At 73.7% G+C, this 14,684-nt stretch carries 12 protein-coding genes; 2 read left to right on the top strand and 10 right to left on the bottom strand.

What is annotated here, in order from left to right; all coding sequences use genetic code 11:
* Nucleotides 1-100: 100 nt before the first annotated feature.
* The 4 genes from pstS to RYN42_RS16155 all read right to left on the bottom strand — a co-directional run bounded on the left by pstS (nucleotide 101) and on the right by RYN42_RS16155 (nucleotide 3,853).
* Nucleotides 101-1,204, bottom strand: coding sequence for a phosphate ABC transporter substrate-binding protein PstS (gene pstS, locus RYN42_RS16170; RefSeq protein WP_315097837.1), 1,104 nt, complete (start codon nucleotides 1,202-1,204; stop codon nucleotides 101-103).
* A gap of 173 nt (nucleotides 1,205-1,377) precedes the next feature.
* Nucleotides 1,378-2,100, bottom strand: coding sequence for a response regulator transcription factor (locus tag RYN42_RS16165; protein ID WP_315097836.1), 723 nt, complete (start codon nucleotides 2,098-2,100; stop codon nucleotides 1,378-1,380).
* Nucleotides 2,097-3,281 carry an ATP-binding protein gene (locus RYN42_RS16160; protein WP_315097835.1) on the bottom strand — a complete coding sequence of 395 codons (1,185 nt, stop codon included), beginning with the start codon at nucleotides 3,279-3,281 and terminating at the stop codon, nucleotides 2,097-2,099. The genes RYN42_RS16165 and RYN42_RS16160 overlap by 4 nt, the downstream gene beginning before the upstream one ends.
* An 89-nt stretch (nucleotides 3,282-3,370) precedes the next feature.
* Nucleotides 3,371-3,853 (bottom strand): DUF1269 domain-containing protein, encoded by a 483-nt coding sequence (locus RYN42_RS16155; RefSeq protein WP_315097834.1) that lies wholly within the window; start codon nucleotides 3,851-3,853, stop codon nucleotides 3,371-3,373.
* 174 nt (nucleotides 3,854-4,027) lie between these two features.
* Between RYN42_RS16155 and phoU the strand changes: the two genes are divergently transcribed.
* A complete protein-coding gene (gene phoU / locus RYN42_RS16150) occupies nucleotides 4,028-4,693 on the top strand; it encodes a phosphate signaling complex protein PhoU (RefSeq protein WP_315097833.1) in 666 nt (221 codons plus the stop codon).
* A gap of 140 nt (nucleotides 4,694-4,833) precedes the next feature.
* Here the strand turns inward: phoU and RYN42_RS16145 are convergent, their stop codons facing one another.
* The 5 genes from RYN42_RS16145 to RYN42_RS16125 all read right to left on the bottom strand — a co-directional run bounded on the left by RYN42_RS16145 (nucleotide 4,834) and on the right by RYN42_RS16125 (nucleotide 13,758).
* A complete protein-coding gene (locus RYN42_RS16145) occupies nucleotides 4,834-5,574 on the bottom strand; it encodes a phosphoglyceromutase (protein ID WP_315097832.1) in 741 nt (246 codons plus the stop codon).
* Nucleotides 5,575-5,627: 53 nt separating this feature from the next.
* Nucleotides 5,628-6,968, bottom strand: coding sequence for a glycosyltransferase (locus RYN42_RS16140; protein ID WP_315097831.1), 1,341 nt, complete (start codon nucleotides 6,966-6,968; stop codon nucleotides 5,628-5,630).
* A gap of 60 nt (nucleotides 6,969-7,028) precedes the next feature.
* Nucleotides 7,029-7,415: a hypothetical protein gene (locus RYN42_RS16135; protein ID WP_315097830.1), complete on the bottom strand. Its 387-nt coding sequence runs from the start codon at nucleotides 7,413-7,415 to the stop codon at nucleotides 7,029-7,031.
* Between the two features lie 91 nt (nucleotides 7,416-7,506).
* The gene (locus tag RYN42_RS16130) at nucleotides 7,507-12,561 is read right to left on the bottom strand and encodes a glycoside hydrolase family 3 N-terminal domain-containing protein (RefSeq protein ID WP_315097829.1); all 5,055 of its coding nucleotides are present in this window, start codon (nucleotides 12,559-12,561) and stop codon (nucleotides 7,507-7,509) included.
* Nucleotides 12,562-12,732: 171 nt separating this feature from the next.
* The gene (locus RYN42_RS16125) at nucleotides 12,733-13,758 is read right to left on the bottom strand and encodes a lactonase family protein (protein ID WP_315097828.1); all 1,026 of its coding nucleotides are present in this window, start codon (nucleotides 13,756-13,758) and stop codon (nucleotides 12,733-12,735) included.
* A gap of 302 nt (nucleotides 13,759-14,060) precedes the next feature.
* Between RYN42_RS16125 and RYN42_RS16120 the strand changes: the two genes are divergently transcribed.
* Entirely contained in the window at nucleotides 14,061-14,225 is a 165-nt protein-coding gene (locus RYN42_RS16120) for a heme biosynthesis protein HemY (RefSeq protein WP_315097827.1), read from the top strand.
* A 148-nt stretch (nucleotides 14,226-14,373) separates the two neighbouring features.
* Here the strand turns inward: RYN42_RS16120 and RYN42_RS16115 are convergent.
* On the bottom strand, nucleotides 14,374-14,684 hold a 311-nt coding region (locus RYN42_RS16115), incomplete at its 5' end, for an ROK family protein (protein WP_315097826.1).

The raw sequence follows: 14,684 nt of genomic DNA, 5'->3' as shown, positions 1-14,684 counted from the left end.
GGGGGGGGGGCGGGGGGGGCCCCCCCCGCCCCCCCCCCCCCCCCCCCCCCCCGGGGGGGGGGGGGGGGGGGGGGGCGCCCCCCCCCACCGGTCTGCAGCGTCAGGCCGCCGCGCTGATCGCGTCGATCGCGGCCTGGACGTCCGTGCGGAGCGCGTCCGAGAGGGGCGCCGAACCGGCGGCCTCCTGGGCGGCGGCCTGGCCCTCGGCGCTCACGACGTAGCTGAGGAAGCCCTTGACCAGGTCGGCCTTCTCGGCCGTGTCGTACTGGAGGCACGCCACGCCGTAGGAGACGAGGATCAGCGGGTAGGCGCCGGCCTCGGTGGTCTCCCGGTCGAGCTTGAGGACGATGTCGTGCTCCTCGCGCTCCTCGTCCCGCGGGGAGGCGTCGACCGCGGCCGCGGCACCCTCCTCCGAGGGGGCCACCCACTCCTCGCCGACCTGGATGCTGGCCACGCCGAGGGTGCCGACCGCCGAGTGGTCGGCGTACGCGATGGTGCCGTCGCCGCCCTGGACCGTCTGGATGACGCCCGAGGTGCCCTGCGCCGACTCGCCGCCCTCGAACGGCCAGTTGCCGTCCGCCTCATAGGCCCACGCGCCGCCCGACGCCTTGGCCAGGTAGTCGGTGAAGTTCTTCGTGGTGCCCGAGTCGTCCGAGCGGTGGACGGGCGTGATCGCCGTGGCCGGGAGCGTGGCGTCGGGGTTCTCCGCCGCGATCTCGGGTGCGTCCCACGTCGTGATCTTGTTGTCGAAGATCCCGGCGATGGTGGCCGCCGAGAGGTTGAGCTCGGTGACGCCCTCGAGGTTGAACACCACCGCGATGGGGCTGATGTACACCGGGATGTCGATGGCCTGGCACGTGGCCGCGGCCGTCTCGAGCTCCTCGGCCGTCAGGGCCGAGTCGGAGCCGGCGAACTCGACGGAGCCGTCGAGGAACTGGGTACGCCCGCCGCCGGAGCCGACCGGGTCGTAGTTGATGTTGACGTCGGCGTTCGCGCTCTGGAAGCCGGCGCGCCAGGCGTCCATCGCCTTCTCCTGCGACGTGGCGCCGGCGCCGTTCAGGTCACCCGACAGGGTGCTCTGCTCGGGGGCGTCCGTGGTGGCGCCGGACCCGGTGGGGTCGTCCGATCCGCAGGCCGCGAGGGAGAGGGCGAGGGCGCCGGTGAGGGCGATCGCGCCGATCCGGCCGTGGAGGGAGAGCTTCACTGTGTTCCGTCCTGTCGATCAGGTGCGCACCTGTGTGTGCGCGGCGATGCTGACGGTAGGAAGCCGACGTGACCGGCCGGGCGGTGGCGGGTGAACCCCAGGTGAACGATGGCGGTACAGCACGACGCCCCACCCCCGTGACCGGGGGTGGGGCGTCAGCGCGGCGAGGTGGGCTACTCGTCCTCGTCGGTGAGCTTGTAGCCGAGGCCACGGACCGTGAGCAGGAGGGTGGGGTTGCCCGGGTCGACCTCGATCTTGGCGCGCACGCGCTTGACGTGGACGTCGAGGGTCTTGGTGTCGCCCACGTAGTCCGAGCCCCAGATCCGGTCGATCAGCTGCCCGCGGGTCAGCACGCGGCCGGCGTTGCGCAGCAGCAGCTCGAGCAGCTCGAACTCCTTGAGCGGGAAGGCCACCAGCTCGTCGCGCACCCGGACCGTGTGCCGCTCGACGTCCATCCGCACGGGACCGGCCACCAGCTCGTCCTCGTCGACGTCGTCCGCCAGGAGCGCCGGGGCACCTGCAGCGACGACGGCCGCCTCCCGCCGGCGCAGCACCGCCCGGACGCGGGCCAGCAGCTCGCGCGACGAGTACGGCTTGGTGACGTAGTCGTCGGCCCCCAGCTCGAGGCCCACCACCTTGTCGATCTCGTCGTCCTTGGCGGTGAGCATGATGACGGGGACGTCGCTGACCAGGCGCAGCCGGCGGCAGACCTCGGTGCCGGGCAGGCCGGGCAGCATGAGGTCGAGCAGCACGAGGTCGGCGCCGAACTCCTCGAACTTGGCCAGCGCCTCCGGTCCGGTGGCGGCGGTGACGACGTCGAAGCCCTCGCGCTCCAGCTGGTACGTCAGCGGGTCCCGGTAGGACTCCTCGTCCTCGACGAGCAGGATCCGGGTCATGACGCGTTCCGGTGCACGGGCGCTCCTTGGTCGGCCGCGACGGGTGAGCTGGGCTCCTCCGCACGCGGCAGTCTCAGCGTGAACGTCGACCCGCGCCCGGGCTGCGACCAGACGGTCACCTCTCCCCCGTGGTCCGCGGCGACGTGCTTGACGATGGACAGGCCGAGGCCGGTGCCGCCGGTGTCGCGCGAGCGCGCGGGGTCCACCCGGTAGAACCGCTCGAACACCCGCTCCTGCTCCGCCGCGGTGATGCCGATGCCCTCGTCGACGACCGCGATCTCCACGAGGTCGCCCACCGCGCGCACCCCGACGCCCACGTGCGACGCCTCCCCGGAGTACGCCACGGCGTTGTCCAGCAGGTTGCGGACCGCGGTGACCAGCAGGTCGTGCTGGCCGAAGACGCGGGTGCCGTGCTGGCCGCCGATGTCGAGCCGGACGTGCTTGGCCTCCGCGGTGGTGCGGGCACGGTCGACGGCCTCCGACAGGACGGTGTCGACATCGACCAGGCCCACCTGCCCGAGGGCGCCGGCCACCTGCAGGCGGGAGAGCTCGATGATCTCGTGCACCAGCGCGGACAGCCTCGTGGCCTCCGCCTGCATCCGGGCGGCGAACCGGCGGACGGCCTGCGGGTCGTCGGCGGCGTCCTGCACCGTCTCGGCCAGCAGCGCCAGGGCACCCACCGGCGTCTTCAGCTCGTGCGACACGTTCACCACGAAGTCCCGGCGGATCGCCTCCAGCCGCCGCGCCTGCGTCAGGTCCTCCGCCAGCACCACCAGGTGCTCGGGGCTGACCTGCGCCACCCGGACCTGGACCAGCAGCACGCCGGGGCCTACCGGGCCGCGCGGCACCTCGAGCACCTCGTCGCGGATCACGCCGTCGCGGCGCACCAGGGCGATCAGGTCCCGGATCGCCGCCGGGGCGATGCGACCGTCGCGCACGATGCCCAGCGCATGAGCGGGCGCGCTGGCCCGCACCACGTGGTCGGAGTCGTCGAGCACGACTGCGGCGGAGCGCAGCACGGCGAGCGTGCGGACCAGGCCGTCGTCGAGCGCCTGCTCGGTGCGGGCGGGCACCGCGTGCTGCGACCGTTCGCTCAGGCGGAACGCCAGCGTCGCCCAGACCCCGACGAGCAGGCCCAGCCCGCCGGCGAGGAGAAGCAGCAGCCCATCGGTCCCGTCCACGTCCTCACCCTAGGACGCGCCGCGTGGTGCGCCGCGCCGATGCGACCCGCCGCAGCCGCCCCGCCGCGCAAGGTTCATCGCGCGTTCACTCAGCCGAACGTCTCCAGCAGGAGCGCCCGCTCGGCGTCCGTGAGGTTGGTGGCCACCAGCGTGCTGTGCAGCCCGCGGAACCGCTCGCCCAGCCGGTCGGTGTCCGCGTCCTCCGTCACCGCGCACAGCATCGAGGTCCCGACGGTGACCTGCGCGCGGATGGTCTCCAGCTGCTCCTCGCCGATCCCCACGGCCGCGACGGTCCTGCTGAGCGCCCCGGCCGCCGCCCCGACCGCCGCGCCCAGGAGCGGCACGAAGAAGATGCTCCCGAACAGCAGCCCCCAGAACGCGCCCCAGCCCGTGCCGCGCAGCGCGTCGTCGCGCGTGTGGTGCATCGAGGGCTTGGTGGCGCCCTCCGGCCAGCTGATCACGGCGTGGTCGACGATCCGCACCAGCCGGTCGCCCTGCGCCTGCCGGAGGGTCTCGGCGGCCCGCGCGGCGCCGTCGGCGGTGTCGAACTTCCAGGCGGTGAACGTCGTCATCGTCGCTCCCTCTCCGGTAGGCCACTGCACCGATGATGCTCCGCCCGGCCGACGGCGGCGACGTGTGAACGCAACGGCCTTCGTGCGTTCACCTCGACGCGCCCCTGCGTTCACCTGCCGGTGTCAGCCTGTCGCTGCGCGCGGCACCTGCCGTCGCGGCACGAGAGGGAGCACATGCGGGACATCTTCGACGCCGAGCTGCACCAGCTCGGCGAGGACCTGGTGGCGATGAGCGGCCGGGTCGAGCAGGCCATCACGAACGCCGGCATCGCGCTGCTCACGGCCGACCTGGCGCTGGCGGAGTCGGTGATCGCCGACGACCTCGCCATCGACGCCATCGAGCGCGACCTCGACGAGCGCTGCGTGCTGCTCCTCGCGCAGCAGCAGCCGGTCGCCACCGACCTGCGGATCGTCGTGTCCGCCCTGCGGATGAGCGCATCGCTGGAGCGCATGGGCGACCTGGCCCGGCACGTCGCCCAGGTGGCGCGTGGTCGGTACCCCCGCCACGCGGTGCCGCAGGCCCTGTCCGGCACGTTCGCCGAGATGCACGACGCCGCCGTGCGCGTGGCCCGGCGCACCACCACGCTGCTGAACAGCCGCGAGATCCAGCTGGCCGAGAGCATCGAGCAGGACGACGACCTGCTGGACGAGCTGCACGAGGACACCTTCGCGGCGCTGCTCGGCGGCTCCTGGGCCGGTACCACGCAGGAGACGGTCGACGTCACCCTGCTCGGCCGGTACTACGAGCGGTTCGGGGACCACGGCGTCTCGGTCGCCCGCCGCGTCACGTACCTGGTGACGGGCTCCGCCCGCCCGGAGCTGGACCGGACCGCCGGCTGACCGCCGCACCACGCAACGTCCGAGCGCATGCAGGCCCTGGCCTCCATCTGCTCGGACGTTCTGGTTGCGCAGACAGCAACGTCCGAGCGGATGGAGGTCATGGCCCACATCTGCTCGGACGTTGTGGTGTCTGCAGGGGGTCAGCGGCCCTGGTTGGCTACCGCCTTGATGGCCTCGGCGGCCGCCTCCGGGTCGAGGTACGTGCCGCCCGGGTTGGTGGGCTTCAGCGTCTCCTCGTCGAGGGTGTAGAGCAGCGGGATGCCGGTGGGGATGTTGATCCCGGCGATGGTGCCGCTGTCGACGTCGTCCAGGTGCTTGACCAGGGCGCGGATGGAGTTGCCGTGGGCCGCGACGAGCACGGTCTTGCGGGCCTTCAGGTCGGGGACGATGTCCGACTCCCAGTACGGCAGCGCGCGGACCAGGACCTGCTCGAGCGCCTCGGCACGCGGGATGGGCTCGCCGGCGTAGCGCGGGTCGGCGTCCTGCGAGTACTCCGAGCCGAGCTCGATGTCCGGCGGCGGGAAGTCGTAGGAGCGGCGCCAGAGCATGAACTGCTCCTCGCCGTACTCCTCGAGCGTCTGCTTCTTGTCCTTGCCCTGCAGCGCGCCGTAGTGGCGCTCGTTCAGGCGCCAGGAGCGCTTGACGGGGATCCAGTGGCGGTCGGCGGCGTCGAGCGCGAGGTTGGCGGTCGTGATGGCGCGGCGCAGCAGCGACGTGTGCACGACGTCGGGCAGCACGCCCGCGTCGGTGAGCAGCGTCCCGCCGCGCTTGGCCTCCTCGACACCCTTCTCCGAGAGGGCCACGTCGACCCAGCCGGTGAACAGGTTCTTCGCATTCCACTCGCTCTCGCCGTGGCGGAGCAGCACGAGGGTGTAGGTCATGGGCTCATCCTGCCGCAGCCGACCCGGAGCGGCCTGGGACGTCCGGTCCACGGTCACGACGAGAGTCGCGACGCCCGCACCTCGCCCGCGACGGCGTACACCTTGAGCATCTGGTCCGCGGTGGTCTCCCAGCCGAACCGCTCGGCCACCTGACGGGCGCCGACCGCGTACCGCGCACGGTCCTCGCCCGAGTGCAGCACCTCGGAGATGACGTCCGCCCACACCGCCGGGTCGTGGCCGCGGACCAGCCGGCCGGACACGTCGTGGTCGACGATCGTGCGCAGCCCGCCGACGCACGCGGCGATCACCGGCACCCCGCTGGCCTGCGCCTCGGCGGCGACCAGCCCGAACGACTCGCTGCGCGACGGCATCGCGACGACGTCCGACGCGTGGTACCAGCGGGCCAGGGCGTCCCGGTCGGCCGGCGGGTGCACGACGACGTCGTCTCCGACGCCGGTCACGGCCGCGAGCGCCTGCAGCTCCTTGACGGCGCTGGACCGGCCCGACGGACCGCCGAGCACGACGAGCAGCGGCACCGGCCGACCCGTTGCGCGCAGGATGCCGAGCGCCCGGACCAGCACGTCCGGTGCCTTGAGCGCCTGGACGCGGCCCGCGAACAGCACGATCTGCCGGTCGGCGGGGAGCCCGAGGGCGCGTCGGGCCTCCGCCCGGTCACCGGGCACGAACCGGTCCAGGTCCACGCCGGGCTCCACCACGTGCACCCGGGCAGGGTCGGCGCCGTAGAGCTCGACCAGCTCCTCCGCCTCGACGGGGGTGCTGGCCACGAGCGCGTCGGCCTCGGCCACCAGCTGCTCCTCGCCGACCACGCGGGCGGTCGGCTCGGGGGTGTCGCCGGGGGCCAGCGACGCGTTCTTCACGCGCGCCAGCGTGTGGGCGGTGTGCACCAGCGGCACCTCCCAGCGGTCGGCCGCGATCTGCCCGACCTGCCCGGAGAGCCAGTAGTGGGAGTGCACGACGTCGTACCAGCCGGGGCGGCGCGCGGCCTCCCAGCGGAGCACCCCCGCGGCCATCCCGCACAGGACGCCCGGCAGGTCGTTCTTGTCCAGCCGCTCGAAGGGGCCGGCCGGGACGTGGTGCACCAGCACGGGGGGCACGACGCCCGGCTCGACGCCCTCGGCGAGCAGCACCGCGCGCGCGTCCTCCCCCGCGATCGGCCGGCCGGCCGCGTCGGTGCCCGGCAGCAGCACGGTCTCGCGCTGGTCGGAGGACGTGGCGCGCGTGAAGATCTCCACGCGGGCACCCCGCGCCGCCAGCGCGCGCGCCAGCTCCAGGACGTAGACGTTCATGCCGCCGGCGTCGCCCGTGCCGGGCTGGTCGAGCGGCGAGGTGTGCACCGAGAGCATGGCGACGCGCGGGGCGTGCTCGAGAGTCACGGGCGCTCCTGTTCGCGGACGGGTCTGCACCCATTCTCACGCACCAGGCGCGACCTCACCTCACGGTCGGGCGGTGGCCTCCGCCGTGGACGTCCCGGAGGAGAACCGCGAGTTGAGCCGCGAGCGCAGGGAGCCGAACCCGCTCGGCGGCTTGTAGTCGCCGCGGATGGGGAAGATGTTCCCGTCCGGGAGGAAGCCGCCCGCCGTCGAGGGGTAGAAGGCCAGCTCGGGCCACATCGTCACGATCTCCTTGAGCCGCGCGCCGCGTGCGAACGCGGCGGCCAGCTCCGGGTCGTTGCCGGTGTAGGTGAGGCTGTAGTCGTGGTCCTGGACGACGGTCTCCCCGGTGGGCACCTCGCCGCGTCGGGCCGTCCAGCCCCACGGGCTCGGCGGCTCCTGGTGGTTCCGGTCCGGTCCGACCCGGTAGATGTCGAAGCCGTTGCGCATCGTGGCACCTCCCTGTTCGTCGCTGACGTGGAGGCATCGACCGGTGCGTCCCGGTACTGGAGGACCTAGGTCCGTTGTCACTCCTTCGGCCTCACCTGACCACCAGCAGGTGCGGCGCGGCGATCCACGGCAGATAGGTGTCGTCACCCGCATAGGTGACGAGGACCAGGGCCGTCCGGGTCGACGTCGGCAGCGTCACCACGGCGGTGCCGCGGGCGTCCAGGGTGGCCGAGCCCTTGCGGGCACCGTTGACCCACACGTCGACCGTGCCGGTGGGTGACACCCCTGCGACACCCGTGACCTGGACGTGCACCCGCTTGGGGTCGGACCGGCGCAGCGTCCAGTCGGTCCCGTCCGTGGCGACCGTCGGGAGCGTCCGGGTGACCACCAGCCGCGCGGCCGCGGAGGTCGAGCCCGTCACCGGCGGGTCGGTGCCCGGCGAGCCGGCGTAGACCGCGGTGACGCTGTGCCGGCCGGCCTTCAGGGTCGCGGGGAGGCGGACCCTCGCGGTGCCGTCCGCGGCGAGCGTCGCGGTCGCCACGGAGGTGCCGTCGACCAGCACCTGGACCTCGCCCGTCGCCGGGCTGCCGGACGCGGTGACCGTGACGCGCGCGGTGACCGGCCTGCCGAAGACGGCGACCGGCGACGACAGCGACAGCCGGGTGGTCGATGCCACCGGCGGCGCGGTCGAGACGCCCAGCACGTCCGCCAGCAGCTCCACGGCACCGCTCGCGTCGCCGGACATGAGCGCGTGCTCGGCGTCGGCCGTCGTCGCGGCGTCGTCCGGACCGGAGGCCGCCTGCGCGAGGTCACGGACGAGCGAGACGACGACGCCCGCCGCGGCCGCGGTGGCCCGGTCGGTGCCGTCGAGCTCCCGGGCGGCCGCGAACAGCAGCCGGACCGCCTGCGCCGTCCCCGCGGGGGCCAGCGCGGAGCCGTCCCACACCGGGGCGTCGAGCACGGCCTGCACCGCGGCCTGCACGTCACCGGCCGGCAGGGTGGCGACGAGCGCCGTCAGCCGGTCGCGCGGCGCGTCGGTCCGCAGCCCCCAGCCGTACGGGTAGAGCGGCGCGTACGTGTCGTCGCCGACGTTGACCGGCACCTGGTCCGCCGTGGCCGGCCAGCTGACGGGGAGGCGGCCGGTGAAGGGCCGCGTGCCGAACAGGACGTCCGCGACGCCTGCTCCCTCGGACCCCGGCAGCCACGACGCCACCAGCGCATCGATGTCGCCGAGCTGGTCGGTGACCAGCTGCGGACGGCCCGCGACGACGAGCACGACGCACGGCAGCGCCCCGCACACGGTGTCGATCGCCGTGCGGTCCGCCGCGCTCAGGCTCAGCGACTTCCCGTTGTTGCCGACGTCGCCCTGGCCCTCCGCATAGGGCGTCTCGCCGACGACGACGACGCCCACCTGCGCGTCCCCGACCGGCGCCGAGGCGTCCTCCGAGAAGGTGACCGCGGGGCCGGCGGCCTGGATGCCCTCGAGGATCGAGGTGCCCGGCGTGATGTCGCCGGAGCTGCCCTGCCACGAGATGGTCCAGCCGCCCGCCTGGTTGCCCAGGTCGTCCGCGTTGGAGCCGGCCACGTAGACCTTGGTGTCCGCCGCCAGCGGCAGCAGGCCGTCCGCGTTCTTGAGCAGCACCTGCGACTTGGCGGCTGCCTCCCGGGCCACCGCGCGGTGGGCGTCGGAGCCGATCTCGGCCGCCAGGGTGCGGTCGGCGAAGGGGGCGTCGAACAGGCCGAGCGCGAACTTCTGCGCCAGGATCCGCCGGACGGCGTCGTCGACCCGCTCCTGCGTCACGTCACCCGAGCCCACCTTGGCCGTGATCGCGGTGATGAACGCCCCGAAGTTGTAGGGCGCCATCGCCATGTCCAGCCCGGAGTTCACCGAGCGCGCGGCCTTGTCGGCGTAGGTGCCGCCGGGCAGCTTGTCGATGCCCTCCCAGTCGCTGATGAGGAAGCCGTCGAACCCGAGCTCGTCCTTGAGCAGGTCGGTGTTCAGCGCCCCGTACTCGTGCATCCGGATCGGGTCCGCGCCGTCGACGGAGACCGCGGAGTAGGACGGCATGATCGAGCCGACGCCCGCCTCGATGGCCGGGACGTACGGGTCGACGTGCAGGCGCCGGAGCGTGTCGAGGCTGTCGACGTGCGTGATGCCCTGGTCGATCGGGTAGCCGGTGCCCGCGAGCGCCGGGTCGTACGTGGTGCCGCCGTCGCCCACCCAGTGCTTGGCGGTGGCGAGCACCTTGTCGGGTCCGGACAGGTCGCTCGGGTCGGTGCCCTGCAGGCCCTCGACCGCGGCACCCGCCATGGCCGTGACCAGCGCGGGGTCCTCGCCGAACGACTCGTAGCTGCGGCCCCAGCGCTCGTCGCGCGTCACGCACAGGCACGACGCGAACGTCCACGGCACGCCCGTGGCGCGGACCTCCTGCGCGGTCGTGCGCTGGACCTGCTCGAGCAGGTCCGCATCGCGCGCGGCACCGAGCCCGGAGTTGTGCGGGAAGATCGTCGCGCCCACCACGTTGTTGTGCCCGTGGACGGCGTCGACGCCGTAGATGAGCGGGATCTGCAGGCGCGTGGACAGGGCCTGGCGCTGGAACCCGTCGACCATGTCCGCCCAGCCGGCGGCCGTGTTCTGGGTCGGCACCGAGCCGCCGCCCGACAGGACGGAGCCCAGGCCGAGCTCGGCGATCTGCGCCGGCGACTGCAGGCCGAGGCGCTCGGCCTGGGTCATCTGGCCGACCTTCTCCGCGAGCGTCATCCGGCCCAGCAGGTCCTCGACACGGTCGGCCGTGCTCGCGCTCGGGTCGAGGTACGTGGCGCCGACCGCATTGAGGACGACGCGGGGCGTGGTGCCGACGGCGGCGCCGTCCGCGTCCAGCGTGACGTCGAGCGTGCGGGCGTCGTCGACCGCCTCGGTCTGGTGCGTCACCACGTCGATGGTCTGCGTCGCGCCGGACGCCGTCCCGGCGGGGAACGTCAGCGTGCCGGAGAACGCGTCGTAGTGCGTGCCGGCCTGCGCGGTGCCGGGGCCGTCCGCGTAGTCGACGGTCACGTCCGCGGGCAGCGGCTGGCCGTCGGTCGTGGTCAGGACCACCGGCACCTGCGCGGTCTGGCCGGGATCCACCAGCACGACGTCCTGGCTGCTGACCGTGGCCGTCGGTGCGGGGACGGCCGAGCCGTAGAGCTGCACGTCGTCGACCGCCCAGGAGACCGCCGTGGCGGTGCCGGGCACCATCGTCAGCGCGTAGCCCCACGCCGAGGTGAGGTCGAGCGTGCCGTTGCGCGTGGCCGCGTCGCCCGGCTGGTAGCCGCCGAGCGTGAAGGCCGAGAACGGCAGGTCGACGATCTTCCAGCGGCTGCCGTCGCTGGACCAGTTGTCCTTGAACGTGGCCGCCCACAGCTCGGAGTGCTCGCCGTCGGGGCCGCCGTCCTTGAGCTCGACCTTGATGTCGTCGCCGGCGGTCGGGCTCGCGGGGCGCGTCGGCTGCGAGGCGTACCAGGCCAGCCGGATACCGCGGAACGAGCTCCAGTCCTGGCCCGCCGCGAGGTTCTGGCTGAAGCCGCCCCAGCCCCCCGAGGGGATGAGGTAGTCGCCCGAGAGCACGTGGTTGCCGGCCGGTGCACCCTCGCGCTCCTGCTCCGTGACCTCCAGGCTCACCAGGTCCGGGGCCGAGCCCCACGTGAAGATGCCCACCGTCGTGCCGGGTGCGGCGAGCGGGACCTCGCCCTCGACGTCCTCGATCATGCTCACCCGGTCGTACAGGCCCAGGTCGTCGAACGTCCAGGCGCCGGCGCCCAGGTCGGTCAGGGTGACCGCGAAGCCGGTGCTGGCGGTGGGGTCGAAGCGGGCGTCGGAGGCCGGGTTGCCCTTGAGGCGCAGCTGCGAGAACGCCACGCTGACCTGGCGCCAGCCCGCGGTGTCGTCGGTGACGCTCCGCTCGAACAGCTGGCCGTTGCTCTTCAGCTCGTACCGGAGCTGGCCGCCGCCGCCGGTGCCCAGGAACCAGAACGTGAAGCCGTCGTGCGCGGACCAGTCGGTGGCGGGGATGTCGTGCGTGAACCCGAACCAGTCGCCCGCGGCGGGCGGGCCGCCGACGGTGGCGATGAGGCCGTTGCCGCCGCGGTCCACCGGTCCGGTGCTCAGGACGGGGGTGACCGGCGCGCTGATGCCCCACGTGGTGTAGCCGGCCGGGACGCCGGACTCGAAGTCGTCCAGCACCGTGACGCCGCCGACGTCGGGCAGCTCGCCGTGCGGGGTGATGGTGACCGTGCTCGTCGTGCGGCCGCCCAGCACCAGGCCGCCGGTGGGCTCGGACAGGGTGAGCTCGACCGTGCGGACCTGGCCGAGCGGGCCGTGGTCCACGGTCGGCACGGTGACGCTCGCCTCGGTGGTGCCGGCGGGGAAGGTCAGGACCTCGTCGACCGCGGTGTAGTCGGTGCCGGCCACGCCGGTGCCGCCCGTGGACCGCACGCGGACGGTGGTGTCCGTGTCCGCGGCGACCGCCAGGACGACCGGGACGACCGCGTCGGTGCCGGCCGGGACGGTGGTGCCGGAGCCGGCGAACGCGGCGGCCACCTGCGTGGGCGTGCCGTAGAGCTCGAGGGAGAACAGCGAGTAGCCGTACCAGTGCGGACCCGCGGGGTCCCAGTCGAAGCTGGTGCGCTGGGTCATGTGCACGCGCACGTACCGGGCGTCGGTGGCGGCGAAGGTCACGTCGTCCGTGCCGCCGTCGCCGGCCGCCTCCGTGTGCACCGCGGTCCACGACGCCTCGTCGTCCGGCGCAGCCGTCGCCACCTGGACCTCGTACCCGGCGGCGAACGCGGCCTCCCACGCCAGGACGACGTGGTCCACGGACGCCTGTGCACCGAGGTCCACCTGGACCCACTGGGTGAACGGCTCGTCCGCGTCCGGCCCGTTGCCGCTGGCCCAGCGGGTGGCGGGGTCGCCGTCGATCGCCGCGTCGGGTGGGAAGGTGCCGTCCTGGTCGGACTGGAACTGCGAGGCCGTCGCCGTACCGGTCCGCGCCAGGTCACCCGGTGCCGCGATCGCGGGCGTGGCCAGCCCGACCAGCGCCAGCGGGACGACGAGCGCCAGGGCGGCGAGGCTCGCGGGGACGCTGCTCAGACGGTCGGCACGGCGCACGGTCACTCCCTCGGGACGTGGCCGGGCCTCGTTGCACAGCCACTGCCGTCCGGGCCGGTCACGGGCGTCGTTGCCCCGCCGTGCCGAGCGGCTGTCGCCAGACAATCACAATCACTTACTGGGCGGTAAGCGGAGAAGATCACGATTTGATAACGGGACGATCCCGGCGGTTCAGGCAGGCACGACGCACGTCGGTGCAGGCAGGTCCGTCTCCGCGACGAGGGTGCCGTCGACATCCAGGACCGCCAGCCCGCCGGACACCTGCTGGGCCACGACCGTCCAGCCGTCCACCACCGCGAAGTGCCGCGGCCAGGCACCGGGCAGGGCGTCGTCGGCCACCGGCTCGAGCAGACCGTCCGCGCGGACGGTGAACCGCGCGAGCACGTCGGACGTCCGCACCCCGACCAGCAGCCGGTCACCGTCGAGGACGATGTGCGACGGCAGCCGACGCTCCGGCGCCGGGACCGTCGTCGCGGGCAGGGTCTGCACCAGGGTCCCGACGCCGCCCACCCACGCGAGCACGCGGACCGTGACGTCCAGCTCACCGACCACGTACGCGAACCGGCCGTCGACACTGAACGTGAGGTGCCTCGGTCCGGTGCCCGCCGGGAGCGTCGCGGCGATCCCGTCCTGGACCAGCCGGCCGGCGTCCCGTCGGTAGCGACGGATCTCGTCGGTGCCCAGGTCGACCACCAGGACGAACACCCCGCTGGGGTCGAGGGCGACGAAGTGCGCGTGCGGCGACTCCTGCCGGCCCTCGTCGGGACCCGAGCCCGCGTGGCCGAGCACCTGCGCCGGGCCGAGCGTCGCGAACCCGCCGTCCGCGTCGAGCGGCAGCGCACCGAGGGTCCCGGACGAGTAGTTGGCGACGAGCAGCGTGCGCCGGTCCGCGTCGAGCAGCAGGTGGCAGGGGTCCGCGCCGCCCGACGGGACCGTCGCCCGGTGGCGGAGCGTGTCGCCGACGACGTCGAACGCGCTGACCGTGCCGTCGGCCTGCTCGTTCGCGGCGTACAGGACCGTCCCACGCAGGGCGAGGAAGCTCGGCGAGGGCGTCTCGACGACCTGCCGCGCGCCGCTCAGCTCCCCTGTGGCCGGGTCGAGGTCCACGCGCCAGATGCCCTCCCCCTGACCGACGGGCGTGCCCGCGCCGGCGACGGGATAGGTGCCGATCCACAGGGGTGTCTGCTGCGCGCTCACGCTGAGGGAGCCTACGGCCCGCCAGCCGCCGGACGTCCGAGCATCTGGCCGCCAGGCCGCGCACTTACAGCTGTCCTCCCCGGGACGTCCGAGCATCTGGCTGCCAGGGCGCACACCTGCTCGGACGTCACGGGTGTTCGGTGGCGGACGTCCGAGCATCTGGCTGCCAGGGCGCACACCTGCTCGGACGTCACGGGTTTCCGTGCGTGACGTCCGAGCATCCGGACGCTGGAACCCGCATCTGCTCGGACGTTGCGCTCTAGAGTCGGGGGCAGGACGTCTCTTCTTCCCAGGTGGTGGCCGTGACCGACGCCGACCGACCCGCCCCCGTGGCCTCCCCGTACGCGGTGCTCCCCGAGCGGATCCGGCTCGAGGACACCATCGCGATGGTGGAGACCGTCACGGCGCCCGACCCGACCATGGGCCGCGACACCGAGACGGAGTTCATGCTCCGCAACGCGGGCTGACCCACCCCCCCGCACGTCGCCAACGTCCGCAGTCGACCGCGCTCCACCCCGCACGAGTGCGGACGTCGCGGAAGACACCTACCCAACGTCCGCACTGCGTCGGGCTCCACCCCGCACGAGTGCGGACGCTGCGGGGACTCCTGAAAGGTCAGGGTTGGGTGCGGAGCCATTCCGCGGGGTCGGCGAGGACCCTGCCCAGGACCGCGAGCGCGCCGCCAGTCATCGCCGGGTACTGGCCGGCGCGCGCGGGCGACACGGCCAGCGGCGACCAGGGCGCGAAGATCACCAGCTCCTCCAGGCGGGCGGAGACCTCGTCGCACACATGCGTGAACAGCTGGCCGAAGGTGCCGCCGAGCACCACCTCGCCGACGTCCACCACGTTGGCCACCGACGCGAGCGCGACGCCGAGCGCGCGGGCGGCCTGCGCCACGGCGGCGGTCGCCCGGGGCTCCCCTGCGG

The organism is uncultured Cellulomonas sp. (assembly GCF_963527515.1).
In the GTDB taxonomy this organism is placed as follows: domain Bacteria; phylum Actinomycetota; class Actinomycetes; order Actinomycetales; family Cellulomonadaceae; genus Cellulomonas.
The sequence above is the reverse complement of the archived record's forward strand: the minus strand, read 5'-3'. Positions and strand labels throughout refer to the sequence as shown.

Excerpts from the sequence above, each read along its gene's own strand:
- RYN42_RS16165 (WP_315097836.1), bottom strand. The coding sequence starts at position 2,100 with ATGACCCGGATCCTGCTCGTCGAGGACGAGGAGTCCTACCGGGACCCG.
- phoU (WP_315097833.1), top strand. The coding sequence starts at position 4,028 with ATGCGGGACATCTTCGACGCCGAGCTGCACCAGCTCGGCGAGGACCTG.
- RYN42_RS16155 (WP_315097834.1), bottom strand. The coding sequence starts at position 3,853 with ATGACGACGTTCACCGCCTGGAAGTTCGACACCGCCGACGGCGCCGCG.
- RYN42_RS16135 (WP_315097830.1), bottom strand. The coding sequence starts at position 7,415 with ATGCGCAACGGCTTCGACATCTACCGGGTCGGACCGGACCGGAACCAC.
- RYN42_RS16145 (WP_315097832.1), bottom strand. The coding sequence starts at position 5,574 with ATGACCTACACCCTCGTGCTGCTCCGCCACGGCGAGAGCGAGTGGAAT.